The organism is candidate division KSB1 bacterium (assembly GCA_022562085.1).
Classification (GTDB): Bacteria; Zhuqueibacterota; Zhuqueibacteria; order Oceanimicrobiales; family Oceanimicrobiaceae; genus Oceanimicrobium.
The window spans coordinates 1-26,534 of the sequence record JADFPY010000031.1; the positions used below are offsets into that span (position 1 = coordinate 1).

A 26,534-nucleotide genomic window follows, 5' to 3' on the forward strand; every position below is an offset into this window, starting at 1 on the left:
CTAAAGGGAGTAAAGGAACTGTTGTCAAAGCACTTGAAGATACAGAAGATAGGTGGGTTGTACGCGTTGAATGGCTTTTTCCCAAACGTATATTTTTCATGGATGTAATGTTCGGAGATGTGTCTCTTAACTTATTTAAGAGAGTTAGACCTGTTAGGGATGATTTTTGTAAATCCGAATATGAGAAACTTTTAACTATAACTTAAAGCAAATTGAGTTTAGTTTAAAACTTCGGTTCGATGAAGGAGACATTAACCATGTCTCCTTTTTTTAATTCCAAAAACTGCTTTTAATTTTGGTTTAAATTCCATATATTCAGCCTGATTTTCATGATTTGAAAACGCATGAAAATAATAAATATTGACAATAACAGCATCGCCGAAGAGGTTGGGTTGCAAGTTGGCGACAGCGTCGTTAAAATAAACGGCAATCCCGTTCGAGACATTCTTGACTACCGGTTTTTAATCGCCGAAGAAGAGGTCGAATTGGAAGTACTTCGTGCCGGGCAAAAAATGTTTTATGAAATCGAAAAAGATTATGACGACCCGTTAGGCTTAGGTTTCGAAGAAATCCAAATTCGGCATTGCGGCAACGACTGCCCATTTTGTTTTGTTGACCAAAACCCGGCCGGGATGCGCCAGTCAATGTACTTTCGCGACGAAGATTTCCGGTTGTCGTTTTTATCGGGGCACTATGTGACCCTAACCAATCTGTCAAAAAAAGATATGGACCGCATCGTTTGGCAGCGTCTCACTCCAATCTTCGTTTCGGTTCATGCAACCGAACCTGAAATACGAAAATTTCTTTTCGGAATTGAGCACGACGATCGCCTTTTCGAAAAGCTGGAATTTTTAACGGGCAATGACATCGAAATTCATACCCAAATAGTACTCTGTCCTGAAATCAACGATGGCCCGGTTTTAAAGAAAACAATTTGGGATTTGGCGCGATTTTTACCAAATCTCAGATCCGTTTCGATTGTTCCGGTCGGTTTAACAAAACATCGAAGGGGTTTAAAAAAACTGACGCCGGTCACAAAAGATTATGCGGTGGAACATCTTGAAATTGCTGACAACTACGCCGCTGATTTTCTCAAAAGAACAGGAGAACATTTTGTTTATATCGCCGACGAGTTTTATATTATGGCAGGCAAAACCCTTCCTCCTGCTGAACGGTACGACGGGTTTTATCAAAAAGAAAATGGCGTGGGCATGGTGCGTTACTTACTCGACGAATTTGAGAAGCAAAAAGCCGGTTTCCCCGCAAAATTGCAAAAACCTTTTAAAGCAACGTTCGTAACGGCCACATTGGCCGGTGGATTTATGAAGCAGACGATCCTCCCTGCTTTGGAGAAGGTGAAAAATTTTCGAACTCAACTCGAAGTTGTTGAAAATCAGTTTTACGGCTCAAGTATTCGCATTACCGGTCTCTTAACGGCTCAAGACATTTTTCGTCAGCTTTCGAAGCGGGACCTGGGAGATAAAGTCTATCTTCCGGCGAATTGTTTAAAAGACAACTCGATTTTTCTCGATGATTGGACGGTTGATAAATTAAGCTCAAAATTAAATTGTCCGGTCGAGCCGCTGGATGATTTTTCAAGCATTTTTGAAAATGGAAATTAATTTGAAATGCTGCGACCTGTAGTGGCCATAATCGGTAGACCTAACGTTGGCAAGTCTACTTTATTTAATCGGATTGTTGGCAGCAGAGATGCCATCGTCGATGGTCAACCCGGAGTAACCCGCGACCTCAAATATGCTGAAACTGATTGGGCAGGAAAAGATTTTACCCTGATGGACACGGGCGGCTATTTGCCGGGCAGCGAGGATAAAATTGAAAGAGCAGTATTCGAGCAGGTGCAGGACGCAATTCACCAGGCCGATCTGGTGGTGTTTTTACTCGACGCCCAAACAGGCCCGACCGGTTTAGATGAAGAAATCGCTCAACTTTTAAAAAAGAGCGGTCGGGAAGTTTTAGTCACAATTAATAAAGTAGATAAAGAATCTGATGAGGTAAATTGTGCCGAGTTTTACCGCTTAGGCTTAGGGCAGCCTGTTTCCGTTTCAGCGATGCACAGCCGAAAAGTTGGAGACTTCCTGGATGCTGTTATTTCTTGTCCATCGATTTCTAAACCCTCGGCGCCGCCAAAAGACAAACCCCTGATCTCACTGGCAGTGGTGGGGCGTCCTAATGTGGGTAAATCGTCTTTTATCAATGCGCTGTTTGGAGAGGAAAAACTAATCGTCACGGACGTCCCCGGGACCACTCGAGATTCGATTGATACAGTATTTAAATACCATGGTCAGGAATTTTTGCTTATCGATACTGCCGGGCTTAGAAAAAAGGCAAAAGTCAGAGATTCGCTGGAATATTACAGCACGGTTCGAAGTCTGCGGAGTATCCAACGCTGTGATGTGGCCATCGTGATTCTTGATGCTACCGCAGGCATGGAATTACAAGACATGAGAATTTTGCAAGAGGCGATCAATTTAAACAAGGGAATAATTTTGGCCGTCAATAAATGGGACTTAATTAAAAAGGAAACGAATACAGCAAAAGAGTACGAGGACGAGATCAAAGACAGCCTGAAGAATGCTAATTTTTTACCTATTCTTTTTATCTCGGCTTTAACCAAACAACGCATTTTCAAAGTTATCGATATTGCAAAATCAGTAAATGAAGAACGGGGAAAAACAATTAAAACCGCTGTATTAAATAAATTCCTGATTGAAGTGACTAAGCGCTATGCGCCGCCTTCAATGAACCAACGCGAGGTCAAGATTAAATATTGTACCCAGGTAAAATCCCGTCCCCCCGTATTTTCTTTTTTCGTAAATGAGCCCAAGGCAATTAAAGCAAATTATCGTTCTTATCTTGAAAATCAACTACGGCAAAAATTCGGATTTTTCGGCGTTCCGCTTTCGTTGGTGTTTCGCAAAAAGTAACTATTCAGCGCCGAAGCTATCACCCCGTTGTCTTTCTGAGCACAAATTCCGAATTTGTGCTAATCGCAACTGGCGCTGATGTGCGAAGAATCTCTTTCCGGGTTCGCGAGATGCTTCGCGCAGATACTTCGGGCGAGATGCCGGGGATTTGTGAATTTGCACTCAGCATGACGGTTAAAGCCGAATAGTTACAGCAAAAAAGTGAGTAAATGATGAAATCTATTAAAGTCAGCACCACCGGTTTTTTAATTCTGTTTTTATCTCTTCTGACAACTGAAATTTTTTCCCAGCAAATATTCACGACCGGAAGAACAATAAATTATACGGAACAAGAATTACAGAACCTGTTTCTGGGAGCTTTAGCTACATTATCCGAAGAAAAAATTCCTTTGGAATATCGTTCACTGGTTGCCGGCGAACCTAAACTCAAATGCCCCACTTTTCTTTTGCTTGAGGTAAAACGAAATCTTGACTTATTCTCTCCGGATCAGCAATCTATTTTAAAGCAAATTTTCGTTCGACCGCAACTTCCTTTGAACTATGTTAACGCAACAGGCCAATTTAAAATTCATTATGCAACCAGTGGCCGGGATTCCGTTTCGGCGGTTGATAGTGACAGCAATGGAATCCCCGACTTTGTCGAAGAAGTTGCTGCATCTTTGGAACTATCGTTCCGGATACAAGTGAATGATTTAAGATACCGGGAGCCTCCTGACGACGCCGGAGTGGACGGTCCTGAATATGATGTCTATATTCAATCTTTAGGGAATGGCGTTTACGGCGAAACATTTGCCGAAGAGGAAGTGGCGGGGACGGCGCGGAATGATTTCCGAAGCTATTTCAGGATCGATAACGATTTCAATAACGGCCATTTTACCAGTGGGGTTCCGGGAGCTCAGGTGACGATAGCTCATGAATACTTGCATGCCATCCAGTTTGGCTACAGAACTTTCGAGACGAATGACGAAATATTTTATTACGAATTGTCTTCTATTTGGATGGAAGATGTAGTTTACGATGACGTCAACGATTACTACCAATATCTGCCCGGCTATTTTCAACTAAGAAATTCTCCCTTCAATCAATTCACCGAAGGTAATTTTGGCGAAGCCATTTGGAATCACTTTTTAGAGCAAAAATTCGAAGATCGTGCCCTTCTGCGCCGCCCCTGGGAAATCATGGAATCGAATATTCTTGCAATGGAGGCCATTGACCGATCCTTGAGAGAAAGAGGCAGCACCTTTGCGGATGAGCTTGCAGAGTTTGCGGTTTGGAATTATTTTACCGGAGACCGTGCCGATCCGGATAATTTTTATGAGGAAAGCGAGTCTTATCCCAAAGTCTCACTCGCTGATAGTTTTGGACTTGCCGATTTGCAGTCGGTTACTGGCTCAAGCAGGGCTTCAACATTCAAATATTATAAATTTAAGCTGATGAATTCCGGCTCCATTTCGCTAACCGGGAGCGCCGAAAATCCGAGAAATTGGAAACTCCGCGTCATTATAGATCAACCAGACGGAAATGTCGATGTACTCAGATACGACTACGAAGAGATCTCAAATGGCGTCATTACGAACTGCTTTCAATTTGATTCCGAGGTTATAGTTATTCCAATTCACACTTTAGTTTTGGATGGAGATGACCTGCCATTGTTGTCAACAACTATGTCAAGTTTTGAATTTGAAATTAAAAATGAACCCGGAGAATGTTCAGATCCGCAAGGCATTTCCGAAATTTACCCCAACCCTTTTTTGATAAAACAGCATGGAGAAATTTTCTTTAGATTTGGGACAGTCAGTTTAACAGATTTCGAGGTCCAGATTTTTACCTCAGATGGGAGGGTACTCAAGACGTCTAACCTTACTGATGGTACTGATGCACTGACGCCGTCAAGCTTTACCTGGGATGGTCGGGATAATAACAATGAAATGGTTGCTTCCGGGATTTATATTTTTCAACTAAAACAGGATGGTTTTCATCAGTTTAAGAAATTTGCCGTAATCCACGAATAATTTGGAGTTTACCTTAACTATTGACTTTTGTCCTAATTTTTCTTATAATTGGAGGCTTTTGAAAATTCCTAAAATTTTCAGGGAGGGATTATTTTGACCAAAGGAAATATTATAAATATTGTGGCAGAGGGGACCGGGCTCACAAAGTTAGAGACCGGCGCGGTTGTGGATGGGTTTCTTGCTACGATAGGCTATGCCTTACAAACTGGCGATACGGTTACAATCCGTGGGTTTGGAAGCTTTCGTACAGTGCATCGCCGTGAGAGGGTTTCAACAAATCCCAAGACTGGCAAACCAATGCACGTACCCGACAGAATTGCTCCGGTATTTAAAGCATCGATTGACTTGAAGAAATTAGTAAATAAAAACCAAACGTTTGAATAGATTGGAGGTGAAAAAGTTTGCCCAGCGGTAAAAAGAGAAAGCGACATAAAATAGCCACACATAAAAGGAAAAAAAGGCTTAGAAAAAACCGACATAAGAAAAAAGTAAAGTAAGATAAATTAGTTCAAACCTTTGAATCCCCTCCCGACACCTGTTTTTATCCACAAAATCTTTCTGTTCTTTAACGTCGGGTGGGGAGTAACAAGAATTGTCTAAATTGGCCTGCCTTTTATTTTTCACCAATTTTATTTTCGCACCGATGACACAACTAAGCTTTGAAGATTTCTTAGTTGAGGATAAGTACCTCACGGTCACAGATCTTACCAAGGAAATTAGGTATCTGCTGGAATCGACCTTTAGAGAGATTTGGGTTGAGGGTGAGATTTCTAATTTCAATCACCATTCCAGCGGGCATATGTATTTTTCCTTGAAAGACGAAAATGCACAGATTTCATGTGCCATGTGGAGACGGCGAAATCATGAGCTGTTTTTCACGCCTGGTGACGGCATGAAAGTTGTCCTGAATGCCCGGTTGACCGTTTATGAAAAGCGTGGGAATTACCAACTCGATGTGCTGCAAATAAAGCCCGCAGGTTTAGGGGAGCTGCAATTGGCCTTCGAACAACTCAAAGGTCATCTTCGCGATGAGGGCTTGTTTTCTGAGGAATACAAGAAACCGATTCCGCTTTACCCGGAAAAGGTTGGCATTGTTACTTCGCCAACCGGCGCCGCGATCAAAGATTTAGTAGCAGTTTTACGCAGGCGTTTTCCCGGAATAAAGATTATCTTAAATCCGGTACGCGTGCAAGGCGAGGGGGCTGCAGCGGAAATTGTTCGGGCTATTGATGAATTGAATGAATACGGTCAGGTTGACGTTTTAATTGTAGGGCGCGGCGGTGGGTCCTTGGAGGATTTGTGGGCCTTCAATGAGGAAAGTGTGGCACGAGCGGTTTTCCGTTCGCAGATTCCGGTGGTTTCAGCAGTCGGACATGAAGTTGATTTTAGCATCTGCGATTTTGTCGCTGATTTGCGGGCGCCTACGCCTTCTGCAGCGGCGGAGCTGGTTGTTCAGAATAAGGATGGAATAACAGCGAGACTTAATCAAATGCTCGAATTCATGTCCGGTTCTATTTTGGATAGAATAAAGTATCAAAGAGAAAAAGTCAAAAACATGAAAAACAGTTATGCCTTTCGCCAGCCTCGGGATTTAGTCATTCAGTACCATCAGCGACTGGACGAAATCAATCGGAGCCTAAGAAAATCAATGAACCACAAAGTTGATTTGAGCAAGGAGTTGCTTAAGGGTCTGAGCAAAAGACTCGGACTTCTTGAACACAATAATGTTCTGAAGCGCGGCTATAGCCTCACCTTTCGCCGCTCAGATGGCAAGCTCATCTCGAAGGCCGATGAACTGGAAAAGAAAGACGAAATTGAAGTCAATTTTTATCAGGGCAAAGTATTTGGGACTGTGAATGAGGTGGTGGGTTAAAAAATCTTCTGCAAAAAAGTTAATAAGGATTGAATGCCAAAAAAGACTTTTGAACAAGCTATCAAACGATTGGAAGAAATCGTTGCTGAATTAGAGGAGGGAAATTTACCTCTCGAGGAATCGCTCAAGATTTATGAAGAAGGGGTGGAGTTAACCAAATTTTGTTCTACCAAACTCAACGAAACCGAGGATAAGATCAAAACGCTTGTGAAAACCGGTGCTGACTTCAAATTGAAATCTACTGATATTTAAAATACGCGTTTTGCCATTAGTTTTGGCCTTTGGCTTTTAATTCTTGAGATTTAGGTCGTGTCCCGACTTATTCGGGATTGAATTTTATTTAGCTAAAAGCTAATCGCCGCAAGCCAATCGCTCAATTTAGGTGATATTAAAATGGGCATAGAGAGCACAAAGAATTATAAATAGAGAAATGATTTTAGGACTTACAGGAAATATCGATAAAGCGAGTGTCAAACCGCTCGTTACAAAATTTGTTAAATGGCTTCAGAAATCCGGGGCAGATTTTATAGTAGAGAATGAACTCGCCGAGCACTTAATCCTGCCAAAAGAGTCCTGTCCTCGCTCTAGCCTTAAGAATTTTTTCGAAAAATGCCAAATGGTAATTTCGTTTGGTGGCGATGGAACCATTCTTTCCACGGCCCGAGCCATCGGAGATTCAGGGGTGCCTATTTTGGGAGTGAAAATGGGCGGGATGGGCTTCTTAGCGGAGCTGACTCCCGAGGAGCTTTACGCCAGCATGGAAGAGATCTTAAAGGGACATTATCAAATCGTCAAAAGAATGGTGCTCCAAGTTGAAGTTGAAGGAGAAAAGACAACTCGGTATCATGCTTTAAATGACCTGGTTTTTGACAAAGGCGCGGTTTCCCGGGTCATACATATTAAGACGTTTATCGACGATGAGTTCCTGAATACTTATATTTCTGATGGTTTAATAATCTCGACGCCAACGGGATCCACTGCTTATTCGTTGGCCGCTGGCGGGCCTATTTTGCTACCCTCGATGAATGCGATAATTATCAATCCGATTAGTCCTCACACATTGGGAGCCAGACCGGTAGTAATTCCTGATGACAAAGTGGTTAAAATTAAGATTGAGTACGCCCCGCAAAACGTTTTGTTAAGCGCAGACGGTCAGGTCAGTAAAGAGTTAAAACAAGGACAGACTGCGACCATTCAAAAGGCAGATTATCAAATTAAATTGGTTTCCTACCGCGGGCGTAGTTTTTATGATGTGCTGCGAGCAAAACTCAACTGGGGAGAGGATATTCGTGAAAGTTAGATGGCTTAGGTAAAAACAAGTATCAGATAAATCATCTTAAAGAAGAAAATAATAAACACAAACAGCATTCTGAGACTTAAATGAAAGGATATGTTATGGAAGAAAAACAACAAGTGAAAAAGAAGCTTCGCACATTGATGATCATTATGGTTGTTATTATCATTCCTGGTCTAGTACGCACAATCAATTCTTCTGCTTTTGAATCAGTGCGTTCCGTGGATATGTGATGTTGTTTGGTGCAGGCATGGCGACCGGTGTCTTAGTAGCTCCAGCAAGAAAACTACTCCCGTCTAATAAAAGATGACCAATAAATCAGGAAATTGCGCCATCCAACAATTCAATCAACCTGACGCCAAACGTCGGGTCTGATGGGTATGTTTAAGTTTTTCAAATGTTTGGCACATGTTATTTCGGTCGTTAGATTGTAAATTTACCACTTTAAAGAACTGAAATCGCTTGACTTCCTTACCCAAATTTAATATATTCTTGCTGTTTTATACGTTTATTTACCCACCGGTTTTTACTTTCTCAACGATCTTAAATATTTTGGGAATAGAATAAAGTTGTGGTCAGTTTTAATTTATTTTAGTTGCTTTCAATTATTTCTAATAAATGGTTAATACAATTAATGTCTGGAAATGAAGTTGCGTTGCTTGTTTTTTACGGTGTCGGGATTTCCATATTAGCACTATTCGGAATCCACAAGTATTTTTTGTTATATTTGTTTTGGAAGTACAAGAAACACCCCACATTTAAACCGGGTAAATTTGAATCTCTTCCCAGAGTTACAGTACAATTACCGATTTATAATGAAAAATATGTGGTAGAAAGACTTATCGCCACTGTTTGCAAATTGGACTATCCCAAGCATCTCCTGGAAATTCAGGTACTGGACGATTCTACAGACGAAACTCGGAATATGGCCAGGAATTTGACTCAAGAGTTTAGAAATCGTGGAGTCGATATCAAACACATTCACAGGAGTAATCGAATCGGTTTTAAAGCAGGAGCGCTTGCGGAAGGATTAAAAAAAGCAACGGGAGACTTTGTTGCCATTTTTGACGCTGATTTCGTGCCAAAACCAGATTTCCTAAAGAAAACCATCCCGTACTTTGTTAACGAAAAAATCGGCATGGTTCAGGCACGATGGGGACATATCAATCAGAATTACTCGGTGCTTACTCAAATTCAGTCGGTGTTTCTGGATGGACATTTCATTATCGAGCATACTGCGCGGAATCGTTCCGGAAGATTTTTTAACTTTAATGGTACCGCGGGGGTTTGGCGGAAGAAGGCCATCGAATCTTCCGGTGGGTGGCAGCATGATACTCTTACTGAAGATCTGGATTTAAGTTATCGTGCGCAACTTAACGGTTGGAAATTTGTCTACCTCCCGGATGTCATTGCTCCTGCTGAGCTTCCCGTACAGATGAACGCCTATAAACTTCAGCAGCACCGCTGGGCCAAAGGTTCAGTGCAAACAGCGAAAAAATTGCTGCCAAGAATTGTGAAAAGCGATTTGCCCCTTAAAGTCAAATGGGAAGCCTGCATTCATCTGGTTGGTAATTTTAGTTATTTACTTATGACCATCCCGGCGATTTTTATCGTACCAATTTCCATTATGCTGTTTAACTTTAAGATGTATAAATTTTTACCTATTTATTTATTACTTTTCTTTTCAGCCACTGTTTCGGTTTTCCTGTTTTACCTCGTTTGTCAGTGGGAAATTTATCCGAATTGGCGGCAGAGGATAAAATATATTCCAGCGACTATTGCTTTCGCCATCGGACTTTCACTCAATAACAGCAAAGCTGTCCTCGAAGCCCTTTTTAATTTTAAAACAGATTTCAAGCGGACCCCAAAGTTTCGAATTGAATCGAAAGATGACAATTGGAGTAACAAAATTTACAGTACTGAAAGGAATCTCCTTCCGTTTTTAGAAATAATACTTGGGCTCTACTTTACGTTCAGCATCGTTTATGCACTGGTCAATAAAATTTATATGTCAATTCCGTTCTTTGCACTGTTCCAGTTCGGTTTTTTGTATATTGCCTTCTTGTCTTTTCTGCAGTTGCACAAAGAGCGTGTAGAAAATAAAAAAGCATTGCTGATGAACTGGATAGCGCGTCAACCTCCATCGCCCGAGACAAGAGTTCCTCCGGTTGTCGAGGCTACCGCATTGTCAGCGGAAAAATAACAAAAGAAATTAAAAGTCGATTTTAAATGATAGACTGAGGAGTCTTAAATATGTCAAAACCAATAACATTGACAGATGATAATTTTGATTCAGAAGTTATAAACTCTGAATTACCGGTTTTAGTAGATTTTTGGGCAGAATGGTGCGGTCCCTGTAAAATGATTGCTCCTTCAGTTGAGGAATTAGCCGCTGAATTTGAAGGTCGGGCAAAAATCGGCAAGCTGGATATAGACAACAATCAAATTACAGCCGGCAAGTTTGGGGTCCGCAGCATTCCTTCTTTACTGATTTTTAAAGGCGGAGAAGTGGTCGATCAAATTGTTGGTGCGGTCCCCAAGAATCAGCTTCAATCGAAATTAGAAGCTGCCCTTTAAGTAAATTAAACAAAATTTTAAAGGCACTTGAGTTATTCAGGTGCCTTATTTTTTTACCAAAACTATGAACCAAATGAAGTACGATGTCCTTGTCGCTGGTGGAGGGCCGGCTGGTTTGTCTGCAGCTTTCACGGCAGCGAAGTCAGGTGCAAAAGTAGCGGTATTTGAAAAAAGCAAGGAGATCGGCTACCCGGTTCATACAAGCGGCGGCAGCTGGATCGATGAACTAAGAAAGTTAGATATCCCCGACCGATTTATGCACCCGATTCAGGAAGGGGTTTTTATCTCACCAAAGGAACAGGCTGCCTTTAGATTTGAAACTCCACCGAGCTGTATTTTAGACATTCGCGGTTTGTACCAATACCTGGCCGAAATTGCTTCGGCTGAAGGTACAGAAATTATTGTTGATTCAACCGTTGTTGAACCACACTACAAAACGAATAAGATAAGCGGTTTAAAAGTCCGCAAAAAAGCAGGCGAATATCTGTTCGAGGCGCCTTTAGTGATCGATGCCAGTGGCGCTGCTAGCGTAATCGCCCGTAAAGTCGGCTTATCGAATGGCTTTAGTAAATTAGGTATTGGCGCAGAATATGATTTGTTTGCCCCTCACTGGCCTCAAAATAAAGTGGCCTTCCTTTTTGGCAACCAGGTGGCACCTGCGGGATATGCCTGGATTTTTCCACATCCAGATCACAGAATTCGTTTAGGAGTCGGTGTTGTAAATTCTGAGAATAAAATCGACCCACGAAGATATTTGGATAAGCTTCTTAAGGACGCCAGTTTATTTAAACATGAGCTTTCTCAGGTCAGTCAAATAGAATATCACACCGGGTTAATCCCCGGTGAAATCTACCTGAAAAAAACCGCAACCGACGGTGTTTTGGTGGTGGGAGACGCCGGGGGCTTGGTTTCAACTTTGCTGGGTGAGGGAATTCGTTTTGCAATTGACATCGGTCGCATGGCTGGAGAAGTGGCTGGGGAAGCGGTTCAAAAAAAGCGATTTGAGGCAAGGTTTCTCAGTAAATACGAGGCGTTGTGGAAAAAGAAATACAAGCGGATTTTTCAAATTGGTGAGCTCATCAACAAACGGTTGGTGAGTTATTCGGATGAGCAGTGGGATGCCAGAATTAAGGTTTTGGCTAAATTGGACAGCGCACTGATCCCAAACCTTTTAAAGGGTGAATATAGTCTCAAATTATTACTTAGGCTGTCACATTCTGTTCCAGGTTTTTTTAGGAAAACAGCCTCGACTGCGTTAAAATCTATTTTGAAAAACACTTGATTTTGGCAAAAGGAATTCATAGTTTTAAGCATAAATCTTACCCAATATCACTTTTTGAATGAAAAATAACACCCATAACTTTGCCATTGTTGGTTAGCCATGAAACTGTGACCAACAGTGGCATTTTTGTGTTAAGCCTTTCTGGTTTTAATTAGGAGAGAGCATAAATGTATGCAGTTATAATGGCCGGTGGGTTAGGGACGAGATTTTGGCCCAAAAGCCGTGAAAAACATCCCAAGCAGCTTTTAAATATTTATGGGAAAAAAACATTAATCCAGAATACAGTCGATAGATTAAGACCGTTAGTTCCCGATGAGCGTTTGTTTGTGGTTTCTACTCGAAGCCAATTAAAAGAAATAAAAAACCAACTTCCATTTATCCCCCCAAAGAATTACATTATCGAACCAAAGGGCAAAAATACGGCTCCATGTATCGGACTCTCGGCATTGTTTCTGGAATACCTGGATCCCGAGAGCGTCATGGTTGTTTTGCCTGCAGATCATTTAATAACGAACAATAGATTATTTCATAAGACCATAAAAGTGGCCACCAAGATTGCAGCTGAAAGGGAGAGCCTGGTAACTATTGGCATAAAACCTTCTTACCCGGCCACGGGATATGGTTATGTTCAATTTAACGAAAAGCTTGAAAATGTTAACGGCGTGCAGCTCCTAAAAGTCAAAACATTTGCTGAAAAACCTAATTTTGAGACTGCCAAGAGATTCATAAAGAGTGGGGATTTTCTCTGGAACAGCGGAATTTTTATTTGGAAAACGCAAACGATTCTCAAAGAAATTGAGGAAAATATCCCACACTTGTACGATGGACTGCTTGAGATTAAAAAAGCGCTAGGAACGTCGAAACAAGATGAAACAATCGAGCGGGTTTATTGCCAGATCAAAAGTATCTCCATTGATTATGGTGTCATGGAACACGCGAAGGATGTTGCTGTTTTGAAAGGGGAGTTTGAGTGGAACGACCTGGGAACCTGGGATGAAGTCTACAAACTTCATAAAAAAGATAAAGATGAAAATGTTCTTATTGGCCGGCATATCATTAAAGATAGCAAAGGCTGCTTTATTGATGCTCCCAACAAATGTGTTGCAGTAGTTGGGCTCGATGATATTATGGTAGTGGAAACTGAAGACGCTATTCTTATTTGCCCGCGGGATCGCGCTCAAGATGTTAAAGATGTTGTTGAAATTGCAAAAAGAAAAAAGATGACTGAATATCTCTGAGGTACGGCAAAATGCATGATGACGATATATTACAAAGTTTCGAAAAACTTTTGACCGATTTAGAAGTTGAGTTGCGTTACGAAAAAGGTGACTTTCAGGGAGGTATCTATCGATACAAGGAAAAAAAACAGTTAATTCTCAATAAGAATCTTAGCTCCAACCAAAAGATTATGGTTATGGCAAATGAGCTAAAGGCAAATTTCGATTTAGACAATCTATATCTGGTCCCCGCTTTGAGAGAGGTCATCGGCAATGCAGGTCGTTTGGGGCAATAAAAACCACGCAAAAGAAGGAAAAGACAAACAGATGGAAGTCAAAGACTTGTTAGATTACTTTAGCCAAGATCTTTTTGTTTCAAAGCTGAAGGCCACGACAAAAGATGCGTCACTCGATGAATTGGCGGATCTGTTTGTTAAATCTAAAATAATCAGAAAGAAAAGCATCGTCTTGGAGATGCTGCGTAAAAGAGAAACTCTTGGCAGTACCGGAATTGGCAAGGGTGTGGCGATCCCGCACGGAAGGACCACGGCTGCCATGGACGTCAAGATTGCATTTGGAAAATCCGAGGAAGGAATGAACTTTGATTCAATCGATAAGAAACCGGTTAATCTTGTTTTCATGGTTTTAGCGCCGCCTCACGACGAAAATAATCGTTACCTGCCCATTTTAGGCAAATTGGTCGAAGTTTTAAGCGACCTTAAAAATAGAAATAAACTGAAGAAAGTGGAGACTTTTGATGAATTCATTCAGGTGTTCAATGGAGTTGAGTAGATGCTTAAACATTTAGAATTATTAGTCGCTCTACAAGACCTTGATGTTATGATAACGGATATCGACGAAGTCAAGAAGATCGGTTTTAAGGTTGCCGGAAAGGAGAAACTTGAGGAGGCACGGAGCGAATTGGTTAGAAAATTGAGTAAACCCCTGCTTTATAATTATGAAAATTTAACGAAGAGATATAAGCGAGCAATTGTACCAGTTAAGGACGATATTTGTTTGGGGTGTTTTATGCGGATTCCTACCTCACTTATTACTCGTGGCCGAAGCGATCAGGAGGTTATTAATTGCGAAGGGTGCGGCAGGGTACTTTATTGGTATGATTAATCAATATTTTTTTCGTACATTGCATATTTCTTATAAACTTTAGCGCCAATTCCTTCAAGCGCCCGGTTCATCAAAACATTATCTTCCAAAATCCAGGAAAACTCTCCTGAGGAATACCCTTTATTGATTCCCCGCATATAAGTTTCGTAATAAAATGCAGGTGCAAGGCCGCGTTTTTTTTGAAACTTATGACGAACCCCCAGTGTGATGACTCTCACCGCAGTGATTTTCTTTTTATTTAATAAGAGTTTAAAAATTCCGAATGGCAGCAATCTACCGTTGATGTTTTTCAATATTTGATTGTAATCTGGTAATGCAAGGGAGAATCCAGCAGGCTCGCCGTTGACTTCGGCAATGAAAACAATATCGGGATCGACCACTGGTTTCAAATCCTTGGCCATGTGCGTGAATTCCGCTTTCTCCATTGGAACAAACCCCCAATTGTTCTCCCAGGCATCATTGTAAATTTGCTGTATGATTTCCACCTCATTTTTAAAATCTTTCATATTTATGTTTCGGAAGCGAAGACTCTTATCCTGTAAAGTTTTTTTTGCAAAGTTGGTAAATCGTTCCGGCATTGGCGTGTCCTCATGAAGATAATATGCATAAAATTCTTTAACCTTATTGAGCCCGGACTCTTTTATGAAATTAAGATAGTATTTTGGATTGTATGTCATCATGATCGCCGGACTTAAATCAAATCCCTCGGTAAGAAAGCCGCAGGTATCGTTAGTGCTAAAATTCGTAGGGCCGCGAAACGAGGTCATGCCTTTTTCTTTGACCCAGGATTCGGCAGAGTTTAATAGTTCTTTTGCCGCCTCCGGTTCATTCATACATTCAAAGAATCCAAAAAATCCTGTTTTCTCGTTGTGAGTCTTATTGTGATTGTTATTTAGAATCGCGGCAACCCGGCCGACAACTTCGCCGTCCTTTTGCGCCAGAAATAACTCAGCGTCCGAGTGGGTGAAAAAGGGGTTTTTCTTTTTATTTAAAATTTTTTTCATATCAAGGATCAGGGGTGGCACCCAGTGGGGATCGTTTTTGTAGACTTTCCACGGCAGTTTGATAAACGCATTCAATTCTTTCTTGGTTTGGACAGTTTTGATTTCAATATTCATTTTAGAAAGTTTTTTAAATCTATTCTGACAAACAATAAATCAGGATGAGTTCCTTTTATTTCTTCCGTCTGATTTTTCAATCAAATGTGGAATGAAAAAGGTCGCAGCAACCAACCACGACCTCATTTCTTAAATTCAAATTATTCAGCCCTTTTTTCTAAAGCAACCCTAAATCTTTTCCTGTTTTCTCAAAGATATCAAGTACTTTATTTAAATCTTCATCCGTGTGGGTGGCCATGTAGCTGGTTCGAATCACTGATTGCCCAGGGGGCACGGCCGGGGGAACTGCGGGATTTGCAAACACGCCGTTTTCGAATAAACGCTTCCAGAACTTAAAAGTATCGAGCATCTCGCCGACCACAATTGGAATGATCGGGCTTTCCGAGCCACAAGTGTCGAATCCCATTTCATCGAATGCGGTTTTCATTTTGCGAACATTTTGCCAGAGCCTTTCTCGTCTTTCCGGTTCATCCTGAATAATTTTTAAAGCAGCCAGAACTGACGCCACAGAAGCTGGGGTCATACTTGCAGAGAAGATTAGCGGACGAGAATGGTGTTTTATATAGTCCAACACATCTGCTTTGCCGGAAATATAGCCGCCCAGAGAGGCGAACGATTTACTAAACGTTGACATCGTGATATCAACATCATTTTCCAGGTCAAAGTGTTCTGCGGTGCCGCGGCCATTTTTCCCAAAAACGCCGACGGAATGTGCGTCGTCAACCATAATACGAGCACCATATTTTTTTGCGACTTTGACGATGCCCGGCAGGTCAATCAAATTTCCTTCCATGCTGAACACGCCGTCCGCCACAATCAACTTGCCGCTGTTTGGATTGCTCATAGCTAACAAACGATCTAGATCTTCCATATCGTTATGCTTAAACTTTGCCACTCTTCCAAATGAAAGGCGGTTGCCATCTACAATACTGGCGTGGTTGTTTCGATCTGCAAAAATAATGTCGTCCTTTCCAACCACCGTGGAAAGCGTGCCCAAATTGGTTTGAAAGCCCGTTGAGAAGACTAAAGCAGCCTCGGTATTCATGAATTCCGCTAATCTTTCCTCTAATTCCACATGTAAGGAGAGGGTTCCATTTAGATATCTGGAACCGGTGCACCCGGAGCCAAATTCATTCACTGCATCGATTGCAGCTTTTTTGATCCGCGGATCCTGGGTCAACCCCAAATAATTGTTTGAGCCAACCATAATGAGTTTTCGACCATCGATTAAAACCTCCATGTCGGCACCGGATTGTATCTTCTGAAAATAAGGATACCACCCTTGCTCCTTAAGTTCTTGTGCCAAGGTGAAGTTTCGACATTTATCGAATAAATCCGCCAAGACTCTCTCCTAAATTTAAAATGGGGTTAAAATGGGGTCAAGTTACAGGGGCTTAATATAACGAATGCAATAACGGAAATCAAGCCAAAAATGAACGCGGTCAACCCTTGATTATTAAGAAAAGATTACCTAAGATCAGATTGAAATTACCGGAGACAATTAATTGAAGGCATTGGTTACAGGCGCGCGAGGATTCATTGGCAGCCATCTTGTAGAAGCTCTTTTGAAAAAAAAATATGAAGTGAGATGTTTGCTGCGAAAAAAAAGGGGCGGCAATGCATGGCTGCAGGATTTAGAAGTTGAAATTGTTGAAGGCGATCTCACTCAACCGGAGTCACTTTTGGGGGCTGTAAAAGAAATGGATTATGTCTTCCATTTGGCGGGCTCAACAAAGGCTAACAGCAAGGAGGAGTTTGATAGAAGCAACTTCCAGGGCACAAAAAATTTAGTTGAAGCAACCATGAAGGCGAATTCCACACTCAAAAGGTTTGTTCACATCTCGAGTTTGGCAGTTGGCGGCCCAAGTCAAAATGGCAAGCCGCTAACGGAAAGCGAGCCGTCTCACCCGGTTTCCAATTATGGTAGAAGTAAATTAAAAGCAGAGAATGTTGTCCTCGAAAACGCAAAAGAAATACCGGTTGCGATCATCCGTCCGCCGGCTGTTTATGGCCCGCGGGATAAAGATATGTTTGAACTTTTTAAATATGCCAGGCGCGGCCGGTGTCTCGAGATCATTGGCGGCACTCAGCAGTTAAGTATTATTTACGCAAAAGATCTGGTGGACGGGATCATTCTTGCAGCCGAAAAAGATAAAGCTGCAGGACAAGTTTATTACTTGTGCAACGATGAGGTTTATTCAGCAAAAGAAGTCGGTGACTTGCTAGCCGGCTCAATTGGGAAGAAAGCTCGAACTTTGAGAATTCCTCTGCTTTTGGTTTTTTTGTTATCTTGTGGCGGAGAAATCTATTCCAAGTTACTTAAACGGCCAAGCCTTTTTAGTCTTGACAAGTATCGCGAAATAAAACAAGCTAGCTGGATATGTGACAATGCCAAAGCAAAAAAGGAACTCGGCTTTCGTGCCGAGTTCAGCTTAAAGGAAGGGTTTAAAGAAACCGCAGATTGGTATTTGACAAATGGTTGGCTTTAAAATGTTTATCGAACTAACCTGTAAAGCTTTTCTTCGAGATATGTTTGATAACTGTATTTGCGGTCTTTGATTGAATTGCTTTTTGAAGAGGCTAAAGCCAAATATCTCTGAGCATCTACATAAGTAATTAAGTTTCCTTTTGGGACAATCGGCCAATAGATATATAACTTATTCTTTCTATTTTGAGAACTCAACTCGAAAGACACGATTCCAAACAGAGAAAAATTGTATGACGGTGAAATCTTTTTTCTCACCAAAAGATCACGATTACTCATGCTTTCCAATACCCTTTGGAGATCTTCTGAGGTGACGTGCGTAACCGTGTCCAGTTGAGCATAAATTTCACTCGACGATGAGCCGGGTCGTTGCCATAATACCTTTAAGACGTCAATTTCCGTATCGCTTGGTATCGAAAAATGAGGGATAAAAGTAGATTTAGGAGCTTTTTTGACGGCATCAGGAACGCCCAATAAATAAGCCGTGAAAAGCGGCAGAGTCGGCGGCGTGTCGCTGAGTTTTTGATGAAGCTCTTGGCCGAAAGGGTCGGGACCATGCGGGTGTATTTTGTACAGCTCTTCTTTCGTGAGATATAAAAGAGGCTGCTGCGATTCTAATTCAAAGGATAGATCGGAGTCTGTAAAACCTATGATAGAGGTTGCTGCGGTAACAGCGTTATTTATGAAATTGAATTTTCTATGAATAAAAAGTTTCTGTTCCGGTGTTTTTCCGGTAAGTATGTCTTTTGCTTCTGCACGCTGTTCAACTGACGCCTCTTTTTTCTCTTTTGAATAAGCCTGAGACGTTTTGGTCAAAATCAGAGCAGCAGTAAGTCCAATTAAAAGACAACTGATTGAGATTCGTGTTTTTTTTCTGAAGTAAATTTTCATAATTGCTTGAAAAACTTTCTTAATATGAACAACTCATTAAGCCTTTATGTTCCTGAGGAGTTAGAAATAGCCGATGAAGCGAGGAGAGAATGAATAAAAACGAAATATATGCTTTTAAGATTTACGGGTGGGTGGGTCTTCTAGCAATGTTCCTTCCAGGAGTTTTGCTGATTAAAAATAATATATTTGTCAAAAGCTGGTTTACGCCAATGATGTGGACCGGATATATTTTATTTATCGATGCTTTTATCTACAGGGTCACTGGCAATTCACTGATTAGCAGCCGCTTCAAGCAATTCCTTTTTATGCTGCCTTATTCTGTTGGCTGCTGGCTCATTTTTGAAGCTTACAATTTGCATTTACAAAATTGGCAATACTTCGGCTTGCCTGAAAATATAGTGGAGCGATATTTTGGCTATTTCTGGGCTTTCGCAACCATTTTTCCAGGGGTTCTTTTAACCAGCGAACTGATTGATGTCTTTGGAGTTTTTAATAAGCTGCGAGTCAGGACATTTACGTTTAGAAAAACCAAGCTTTATATTATTATGACTATTGGAGTTCTGTTTTTACTGGTGCCGATTTTGGTGTCCCAGGAAGTCGCCGTTTACCTGTTTGGATTCGTTTGGATTGGATTTATCTTTTTTCTTGATCCGATCAATTATTTCAGCGGGGGAAAGTCTCTCTTCCGAGATCTGGAAAACGGCCGATTAAACAAGCTCTTTTCTCTGTTTCTTGCAGGACTCATTTGCGGTATTCTGTGGGAATTATGGAATTACTGGGCCACTGCAAAATGGATTTACACTCTTCCGTTTTTGAACGAACCCAAAATTTTTGAAATGCCATTATTTGGGTTTCTGGGGTTCTTACCATTTGCCATAGAAATTTATGTTATGTGGGAATTTGCTGCCAGAGTTTTGAAATTTGATTCTCATAAGAACTGACCGCTAATTAACGCGAATGTACGCTAATCATAAAATGCTAAAACAATGGACCGAAATGCACCTCGTCTATAAGTTTATTTCGGGCCAAAAGAGTCATGGATTTACTTCTTGAATTTAAGTCAGCTATTTTATATTTTCTGTCGATTAGATAAACAGCTATTGATTGAACAACTTAAAGGATCTAGTCATGGAAGAAAAGGTCTTTACAGAACTAAAAGGTTTAGTTACGGAATCCAGAAATCCCGCCTCTGAAGGAATCGATAAAAAGAGTACAGAAAAAATTCTTAGAATAATCAATTCCGAAGATCAACTCGTTGCCAAAGCGGTTGAGGGCGAGATCTCATTTATTGCTCAAGCAGTTGAAATCTTAGTAGATGCTTTTAAACGAGGCGGCCGGCTTTTTTATGTTGGTGCAGGCACAAGCGGACGGTTAGGGGTTATAGATGCTGCCGAATGTCCGCCAACCTTTGGTTCAGATCCTGAAATGATTCAAGGAATTATCGCGGGCGGGCATGAAGCGTTTTTTAGAGCCCAAGAGGGCAGCGAGGATTGCGAAAATGCCGGAGTAAACGATTTGATCACGGCCGGATTTACTGAGAAGGATATAGCCTGCGGCATCGCTGCGAGTCGAAGGACGCCTTATGTCATGGCGGCAATTCAGCAGGCGATAGAAATTGGTGGCAAAACAATTTATGTCACTTGCAACCCGCGTTCGGAATTAAATATCGAGGTGGATGTGGCCATCTGTCCCGTTACCGGTCCGGAAGTCGTCATGGGTTCGACTCGCATGAAAGCGGGCACCGCGACCAAGCTGGTGTTAAATATGCTTACGACGGCGGCGATGATTCGCCTGGGTAAAGTGTTTGGCAACATGATGGTCGACTTGCAAATGAACTCCCGTAAATTAGAGGAGAGGGCAAAAAAAACCGTGATGATGGTGACCGGAATTGATTACCTGGAAGCGACTGCTGTTTTAAAGAAAGCCGGGGGTCATGTTAAAACTGCGATCGTTATGAATTTAGGTTGTATGGATGAAAACGAAGCTCGAAGAAAACTAAGAACCAGCGATGGCTTCGTACACGGGGCTATTTCAAACAATCTTTAGCACATTAGTAGCTGCTTATGTTGGGCTGGCGCGTCAGGAAGAGAAAGTCGTAACCGAAGAATTTGGAGAACCTTATCTTGAGTATGCGAGGCAAACGCCTAGGTTCTTGCCGATTAGGTTTACCAGTTCTGCATAAATTAAAGTTTTCAGCTAATATCCTCCATCGCCTTGCCCGCCAAGAATTTTTCTTGTAATTAAGCATAATAACTTTTATATTTGAAGTCGGTTTTTAGCTATTCAACTATGGTTTAGAATTGAATTCAAATAATACAAAAAAAATCTACTTCGACCATTGCGCAACCACCCCGGTTCACCCGGAAGTGCTTGAGGCCATGATGCCCTGTTTCAGCGCCAATTTTGGAAATGCATCCAGCGTGCATTCATTTGGGCAGGAGGCAAAAGTCGCACTTGAAGAATCGCGGCGACAGATTGCTGCTGTGATTAGTGCGGAATCTTCGGAGATTGTTTTCACATCCGGTGGTACTGAAGCAGATAACCTGGCGGTTAAGGGAACGGCGAACTTTTTCAGTGGTCAAAAAAAACACATTGTGACTTCGGCAGTAGAACATCATGCTGTACTTTACACCTGCAAATACCTTGAAAAAAACGGCTTCGAAGTAACTTATGTTCCTGTAGATAAGTTTGGGTTGGTTTCGCCCGAAAAAGTAGCGCAGGAAATTCGGGAGGAGACCTGCCTGGTCAGCATCATGCACGCCAACAATGAAATCGGTACAATTAATCCCATTCGAGAGATAGCTGCGCTTACAAAAGATAGCGGCATCTTATTTCATACCGATGCCGTGCAGACGTTTGGCAAGATTCCCATTGACGTCAAAGAAATGAACATCGATATGCTGTCGATTTCGGGTCACAAAATTTATGGGCCGAAAGGAATCGGCGCTTTGTATATTCGCAGAGGAATACAAATCGAAAAAATCATGCACGGTGGAAAACATGAACGCGACCGCCGGGCCGGCACGGAAAATATCCCCGGTGCAGTCGGCTTAGGAAAAGCTGCTGAAATTTGCAGTAGGTCGATGCAAGAAGATAGAGAGAAGCTAACTGAGCTTAGTGACGATTTGCATCTCAAAATTTCTCAAACATTCCTGGAAGTCTACTTGAATGGGCATGAGACACAGCGACTGCCTGGAATTTTGAATTTCTCATTTACAGGCGTTGAAAGTGATTCCTTACTACTCAGTTTGGATTTAAAAGGGATTGCGGTTTCAAATGGTTCTGCTTGCAGCTCCGGAACAATTGAACCCTCACATGTACTAAAAGCGTTGAAGTTGCCTAAAGGTTTAGCGACCTCGTCAATTCGTTTTAGTCTTGGGAGAGGCAATACTTCTGACGAAATAGATTTTACAGTCGAGGCTTTACAAGAAATCGTGTCTCGCCTGCGGGGACTTAAAAAGGGAAAGAAATTAATCGTAGCTTAAAATATTTAAAAATATAAAACTACAAAGTATGGAGCAAAATAACAAAGAAACAGTACTGGTCGCCATGAGCGGCGGGGTGGATAGCTCAGTCGCTGCAGCCCTGCTACACGAAAGGGGCTACCAGGTTATTGGCGTCACTATGAACCTTTGGGACTACGACCGGGTCGGCGGCAACATCAATAAAGACAGCGGTTGCTGCTCTATTGACACCATGGATGACGCTCGTGCCGTTTGCCACAAGTTAGGCGTCCCGCATTACATGGTTAATTTTCGAGAAGAGTTCGAGGCGGCGGTCACAAACAACTTTATTTCAGAGTACATGGACGGCCGCACTCCGAATCCGTGTGTTCGCTGCAATACTTACATCAAATGGGGCGTCTTGCTGCAGAAAGCCGAAGAGCTGGGAGCAAGTAAAATTGCAACTGGCCATTATGCCCGAGCCACATTTGATGAAAAAAGTGGCCGATATTTTTTGAAGCAGGGAAAGGACGGTCATAAGGATCAATCTTATGCACTTTGGGGAATACGCCAGCAAGGTCTTGAGCGTACCTTCTTTCCGGTTGGAGAATTCACCAAGCCTGAGATCAGACAGATTGCCCGCAATCTGGGACTAAGAACTGCTGAAAAGAAAGAGAGCCAGGAGATTTGCTTTATTCCTGATAACGACTATTCCCGCTATTTGCAAATGAAGCGGCCGGAATTAGAGACCCAGCTCCAGGATGGCGAAATTCTGGATCAGCAGGACAATCGACTCGGCGTGCATCGAGGATATCCGTTTTATACAATCGGTCAGCGCAAGGGAGTCGGAATTGCTACGGGCCAGCCGGTTTACGTGACCGAAATAGATGCTGGGAATAATCGGATTAAAGTTGGCTCAAACGATGACTTGCTTCACTCCGGTCTGGTTGCTGAGAGTATAAACTGGATTTCGATTGTATCTCTCAAAGAGGAAATTGAGATCGAAGCCAAGATTCGTTACAATGCTCCTGGAGCGCCTGCATGGATTCAACCAACATCAAATGGCAATGTGGAAGTTAAATTTAAAAAACCGCAGCGAGCCGTAACCCCCGGCCAATCCGTGGTATTTTATCAGGATGATTTGGTTGTGGGTGGCGGTATCATTGAATCTTATGTTATGCACCAGGGATGATTCATTTTCATGCATAGGAGAAAAAAAGCTGTTGACGAATGAAACGACTCCTGACCATCGCGGGTTCTGATTCCGGAGGCGGCGCCGGCATGCAGGCGGATTTAAAAACTTTCCATGCATTCGGCTGTTACGGAATGTCTGTTCTGACGGCAGTCACGGCGCAAAATACTCGAGGCGTTCAGGGTGTGGAGAATCTGCCGCCTGAATTCGTGGCGCTGCAATTGGAATCTGTGGTTAAAGATATCGGAGTTGATGCAGCAAAAACCGGCATGCTTTCCAACGCTGAGATTATCCAAGCGCTTTCAAAAACAATTGAACAATTCGATATTCCGCACTTAGTTGTTGATCCAGTGATGCGTTCAAAAGGTGGGGATCCGCTCCTTCGAGATGATGCTCAACAAGCCTTAATTGAAGAAATTATACCGCTTGCGGAATTAATAACGCCTAATATTCCCGAAGCAGAGGTGCTGGCCGGACGACCCATCAAAACCAAAGACGATATGCGGGAAGCAGCAAAAGTGATTTATAATCAAGGCGCAAAAAATGTATTAGTAAAGGGTGGGCATCGGGAGGAAGATGCCGTCGATGTTTTATTTGACGGCAGTGAATTTACAGATTATTTTGCCGAGCGAATCGAGAGCAAAAATACCCACGGCACCGGCTGTACATATTCTGCCGCCATTGCGGCAAATTTGGCTCTGGGACATGAATTAAAAAAAGCTATTTTGATTTCAAAGAAATATATCACTAGGGCTATTCGTACCAACTTTGACATCGGCCACGGAATAGGGCCGCTGAATCATTTTGTTAAAATTGATTAAATATTTTTTCCCCTCAAATCACTCGTCTCTTTATTTCCAACATTATTTGACCAGTTAATAAAATGAAGATAAGTGTTACTGAAATTGCTCTTGTCGGAGTTTTCTCAGCGCTGGCTGTTGCGGGAGCTTTTCTTTTTATATCAATTCACAATATTGAGATTTTTACCGCGACTATTTTTCTTTCCGGATTATTGTTAGGCCAAAGAAATGGCATGTTGGTCGGGGTAATTGCCAGTTCAATATTTTCAACATTTAATCCGTACGGGATCTCTCCGCTTCCCCTTTTTATTGCTCAAGCTTTAAGCCGTGCTTTGGTTGGCTATCTTGGCGGCAGATATGCTAAATTAGGCCTCGGCAAAAGGCGCTTCTGGATAAGAGCGATTGCTTTTGGCGTTGCGGGATTGCTTTTAACCTGGGTTTATATCCTGCTTACGTTCTCAAGTAGTGTTTTTTCGATGGGATTTTCGCTGGAGCAATTAAAAATTTGGTTTGTCGGCGGTATCGTCTCTTATCTTATTCTTACGGTCAACAACGTATTAATATTTGCTCTCGTTTTGCCTTTTGTAAGCCGGGAACTCATTAGAATGGGTTTACTCAAACAGGTTAATATCAGTTGAAAAACTTTAATTGGCAAGTAGGATATTTTTTACTGGTTTTATTTCATTTTACCATAAACTTTGCTTACCCCCAAGAAACCGACTCCACTGAAACAGTCGTAAGTGGAGCCGAAACTCCACGCGCGGACACTCTTATTATAAAGCCAAGGCCAAACTCAGGAATTTGGGTTTCCGATACTCGGGAGACGGAGAAACTTATCGCTGAAGATATCGCTGATTTTGTCCAGGTTCTCCCTAATATTGTTCCACTTGATTACGGCAGTCTGGGCCAAGTATCGCCATTTTCTTTTAGAGGCTCAACCCCGCAGCAAACAGGCATCTGGCTGGATGCTTTAAACCTGGAAAACCCGATTAGCGGTTTTGTACCAACGACGGTGATTCCGATCAATTTAATAGAAGATTTTACCGTTCGCGGTGCGGATTCTTTTGCTCCTTTTGGGACTCAATCACCAGGAGGCTTACTGAATGTTAATTCTCTTAAATTCGAAGGTAAACAACCTTACTCAAAGGTAAACTTTCGGGCGGGCAGTTGGGGGTATAGCGACCTGGGGATCCTTTTTGCGTTGCCAATCACAAGAAATGTTAATTTCACGTTCTCGGGTAAGCGCCAGGAATTCGATGGATTTGAATTTAACAGAACTCATACCGGCTCCAAAATTTTTGGCAGAGTTTCATTTCAACCGCACTCAAAAATAGAATTAAACTACACCGCTTTTTTAAACAAAAATGAGTTTGAAATCCCCGCGCCTTTACTGCCGGATTTTGTGCCTTTAACATCCGGAGCCAAACGAAAAGACAAGCGTTTTGATCAGGTCCTGTCTTTAAAACTGGGAAGTCTTTCGGAAGAGAATAAACTCCTTAATGCCAGTTTGTTTTTTTCAACAATTCAAGAGCAGTCGATTGCAGATTCGGTTGCATTTAAGCCTCGAAACATGACTATCGGCACAAGAATTCAACAGCAATTAATCGCGGGCAATCACCTTTTTGGTTTCGGGGCAGAATTTAAAACAGATGTCCTCTCCAGCCCTCGATTAGGAGATCATACTGATAAGTTTGGACGGGTCTTTATTCAGGCTGATTTTCTTTTGGCCGATAAATGGCGCCTGGGATTGCAACTGAACTTAGAGAGCAAAAACGATTATCCAATTAGGTTTAACCCGGCTGTGTTTTTCTACTACGAACCTACAGAAATCAACAAAATGTGGGTGGGTGTCCGGCGGGCGAGGCGTTATCCAAGCTTTGTGGAACGCTTCTGGCCAACCCCGGATTTTCTTGGAGATCCCGAACTCTCGGCTGAAACAAGTTCTAGTTTTGAATTAGGTATCAGTTTAAATAGCGACGATGTACAAGTACACGCAGCTGTTTTTCTGCAGCAGGTTGATAGCTGGATAGGAAACACTGTACTAAAAAATCTCGCTGACTTTGGGCCGGCCAATTTAGATAAAAGAACTGTCCTTGGCCATGACTTTAAATTTATCTGGAAATATTTTAAGGGCGGCGAGTTTGGCTTTGTTGGCTCCTACTTAACCGTTGCCGAACCGGGACCCTCAAAAAGATTGCAGGTGCCGGAGATTTCCATTTACAGCTATTTGGACTTAGGCCGTCAGATGTTTGAAAATTATGTTTACGTAAATCTCAGATT

General features: G+C 42.0%; 25 protein-coding genes. 22 read left to right on the forward strand and 3 right to left on the reverse strand.

Annotation, left to right across the window (positions count from 1 at the left end):
• Positions 1-344 precede the first annotated feature (344 nt).
• The 14 genes from IH879_04800 to IH879_04865 all read left to right on the forward strand — a co-directional run bounded on the left by IH879_04800 (position 345) and on the right by IH879_04865 (position 14,325).
• Positions 345-1,622, forward strand: a complete 1,278-nt coding sequence (locus tag IH879_04800; GenBank protein ID MCH7674256.1) for a DUF512 domain-containing protein — start codon at positions 345-347, stop codon at positions 1,620-1,622.
• Between the two features lie 6 nt (positions 1,623-1,628).
• Positions 1,629-2,945: a ribosome biogenesis GTPase Der gene (gene der, locus IH879_04805; GenBank protein ID MCH7674257.1), complete on the forward strand. Its 1,317-nt coding sequence runs from the start codon at positions 1,629-1,631 to the stop codon at positions 2,943-2,945.
• Positions 2,946-3,157: 212 nt separating this feature from the next.
• Entirely contained in the window at positions 3,158-4,957 is a 1,800-nt protein-coding gene (locus IH879_04810; protein ID MCH7674258.1) for a T9SS type A sorting domain-containing protein, read from the forward strand.
• A 93-nt stretch (positions 4,958-5,050) separates the two neighbouring features.
• Positions 5,051-5,341 carry an HU family DNA-binding protein gene (locus IH879_04815; GenBank protein ID MCH7674259.1) on the forward strand — a complete coding sequence of 97 codons (291 nt, stop codon included), beginning with the start codon at positions 5,051-5,053 and terminating at the stop codon, positions 5,339-5,341.
• Positions 5,342-5,600: 259 nt separating this feature from the next.
• Positions 5,601-6,830, forward strand: coding sequence for an exodeoxyribonuclease VII large subunit (locus IH879_04820; protein ID MCH7674260.1), 1,230 nt, complete (start codon positions 5,601-5,603; stop codon positions 6,828-6,830).
• A 33-nt stretch (positions 6,831-6,863) separates the two neighbouring features.
• Positions 6,864-7,082 (forward strand): exodeoxyribonuclease VII small subunit, encoded by a 219-nt coding sequence (gene xseB / locus IH879_04825; GenBank protein MCH7674261.1) that lies wholly within the window; start codon positions 6,864-6,866, stop codon positions 7,080-7,082.
• Between the two features lie 178 nt (positions 7,083-7,260).
• A complete protein-coding gene (locus IH879_04830; GenBank protein MCH7674262.1) occupies positions 7,261-8,130 on the forward strand; it encodes an NAD(+)/NADH kinase in 870 nt (289 codons plus the stop codon).
• Between the two features lie 628 nt (positions 8,131-8,758).
• Positions 8,759-10,327: a glycosyltransferase gene (locus IH879_04835; protein ID MCH7674263.1), complete on the forward strand. Its 1,569-nt coding sequence runs from the start codon at positions 8,759-8,761 to the stop codon at positions 10,325-10,327.
• Positions 10,328-10,377: 50 nt separating this feature from the next.
• Positions 10,378-10,701, forward strand: a complete 324-nt coding sequence (trxA, locus tag IH879_04840) for a thioredoxin (GenBank protein MCH7674264.1) — start codon at positions 10,378-10,380, stop codon at positions 10,699-10,701.
• A gap of 64 nt (positions 10,702-10,765) precedes the next feature.
• Positions 10,766-11,983 carry an NAD(P)/FAD-dependent oxidoreductase gene (locus IH879_04845; GenBank protein MCH7674265.1) on the forward strand — a complete coding sequence of 406 codons (1,218 nt, stop codon included), beginning with the start codon at positions 10,766-10,768 and terminating at the stop codon, positions 11,981-11,983.
• Positions 11,984-12,150: 167 nt separating this feature from the next.
• Positions 12,151-13,221 (forward strand): NTP transferase domain-containing protein, encoded by a 1,071-nt coding sequence (locus tag IH879_04850; GenBank protein MCH7674266.1) that lies wholly within the window; start codon positions 12,151-12,153, stop codon positions 13,219-13,221.
• Positions 13,222-13,232: 11 nt separating this feature from the next.
• Entirely contained in the window at positions 13,233-13,496 is a 264-nt protein-coding gene (locus IH879_04855) for a hypothetical protein (protein MCH7674267.1), read from the forward strand.
• Positions 13,474-13,992 (forward strand): PTS sugar transporter subunit IIA, encoded by a 519-nt coding sequence (locus IH879_04860; GenBank protein MCH7674268.1) that lies wholly within the window; start codon positions 13,474-13,476, stop codon positions 13,990-13,992. Before IH879_04855 ends, IH879_04860 begins: the two co-directional genes overlap by 23 nt.
• Positions 13,993-14,325, forward strand: coding sequence for a hypothetical protein (locus tag IH879_04865; GenBank protein MCH7674269.1), 333 nt, complete (start codon positions 13,993-13,995; stop codon positions 14,323-14,325).
• Here IH879_04865 and IH879_04870 read toward each other — a convergent pair.
• Both IH879_04870 and IH879_04875 read right to left on the reverse strand, forming a co-directional pair.
• Entirely contained in the window at positions 14,322-15,443 is a 1,122-nt protein-coding gene (locus IH879_04870) for a hypothetical protein (protein ID MCH7674270.1), read from the reverse strand. The two genes, IH879_04865 and IH879_04870, sit on opposite strands and share 4 nt — an antisense overlap.
• A gap of 157 nt (positions 15,444-15,600) precedes the next feature.
• The gene (locus IH879_04875; protein ID MCH7674271.1) at positions 15,601-16,785 is read right to left on the reverse strand and encodes a pyridoxal phosphate-dependent aminotransferase family protein; all 1,185 of its coding nucleotides are present in this window, start codon (positions 16,783-16,785) and stop codon (positions 15,601-15,603) included.
• A 163-nt stretch (positions 16,786-16,948) separates the two neighbouring features.
• Here IH879_04875 and IH879_04880 point away from each other — a divergent pair, with 163 nt between their 5' ends.
• A complete protein-coding gene (locus IH879_04880; GenBank protein ID MCH7674272.1) occupies positions 16,949-17,932 on the forward strand; it encodes an NAD-dependent epimerase/dehydratase family protein in 984 nt (327 codons plus the stop codon).
• A 5-nt stretch (positions 17,933-17,937) separates the two neighbouring features.
• On the opposite strand, the gene IH879_04885 is transcribed toward IH879_04880, so the two are convergent.
• On the reverse strand, positions 17,938-18,819 hold the full coding sequence (locus tag IH879_04885) for a hypothetical protein (GenBank protein ID MCH7674273.1): 882 nt from the start codon (positions 18,817-18,819) through the stop codon (positions 17,938-17,940).
• A gap of 89 nt (positions 18,820-18,908) precedes the next feature.
• Here IH879_04885 and IH879_04890 point away from each other — a divergent pair, with 89 nt between their 5' ends.
• The 7 genes from IH879_04890 to IH879_04920 all read left to right on the forward strand — a co-directional run.
• On the forward strand, positions 18,909-19,760 hold the full coding sequence (locus IH879_04890) for a hypothetical protein (protein ID MCH7674274.1): 852 nt from the start codon (positions 18,909-18,911) through the stop codon (positions 19,758-19,760).
• A 187-nt stretch (positions 19,761-19,947) separates the two neighbouring features.
• A complete protein-coding gene (murQ, locus tag IH879_04895) occupies positions 19,948-20,865 on the forward strand; it encodes an N-acetylmuramic acid 6-phosphate etherase (GenBank protein MCH7674275.1) in 918 nt (305 codons plus the stop codon).
• Positions 20,866-21,119: 254 nt separating this feature from the next.
• Positions 21,120-22,304, forward strand: a complete 1,185-nt coding sequence (gene nifS / locus IH879_04900; protein ID MCH7674276.1) for a cysteine desulfurase NifS — start codon at positions 21,120-21,122, stop codon at positions 22,302-22,304.
• A gap of 64 nt (positions 22,305-22,368) precedes the next feature.
• Positions 22,369-23,454: a tRNA 2-thiouridine(34) synthase MnmA gene (mnmA, locus tag IH879_04905; protein MCH7674277.1), complete on the forward strand. Its 1,086-nt coding sequence runs from the start codon at positions 22,369-22,371 to the stop codon at positions 23,452-23,454.
• Positions 23,455-23,492: 38 nt separating this feature from the next.
• Positions 23,493-24,275 (forward strand): bifunctional hydroxymethylpyrimidine kinase/phosphomethylpyrimidine kinase, encoded by a 783-nt coding sequence (gene thiD / locus IH879_04910; protein ID MCH7674278.1) that lies wholly within the window; start codon positions 23,493-23,495, stop codon positions 24,273-24,275.
• A 62-nt stretch (positions 24,276-24,337) separates the two neighbouring features.
• Positions 24,338-24,892, forward strand: coding sequence for an ECF transporter S component (locus IH879_04915; GenBank protein ID MCH7674279.1), 555 nt, complete (start codon positions 24,338-24,340; stop codon positions 24,890-24,892).
• The coding region (locus IH879_04920) for a TonB-dependent receptor (protein MCH7674280.1) at positions 24,889-26,534 on the forward strand (1,646 nt) is incomplete at its 3' end. The genes IH879_04915 and IH879_04920, both read left to right, overlap by 4 nt.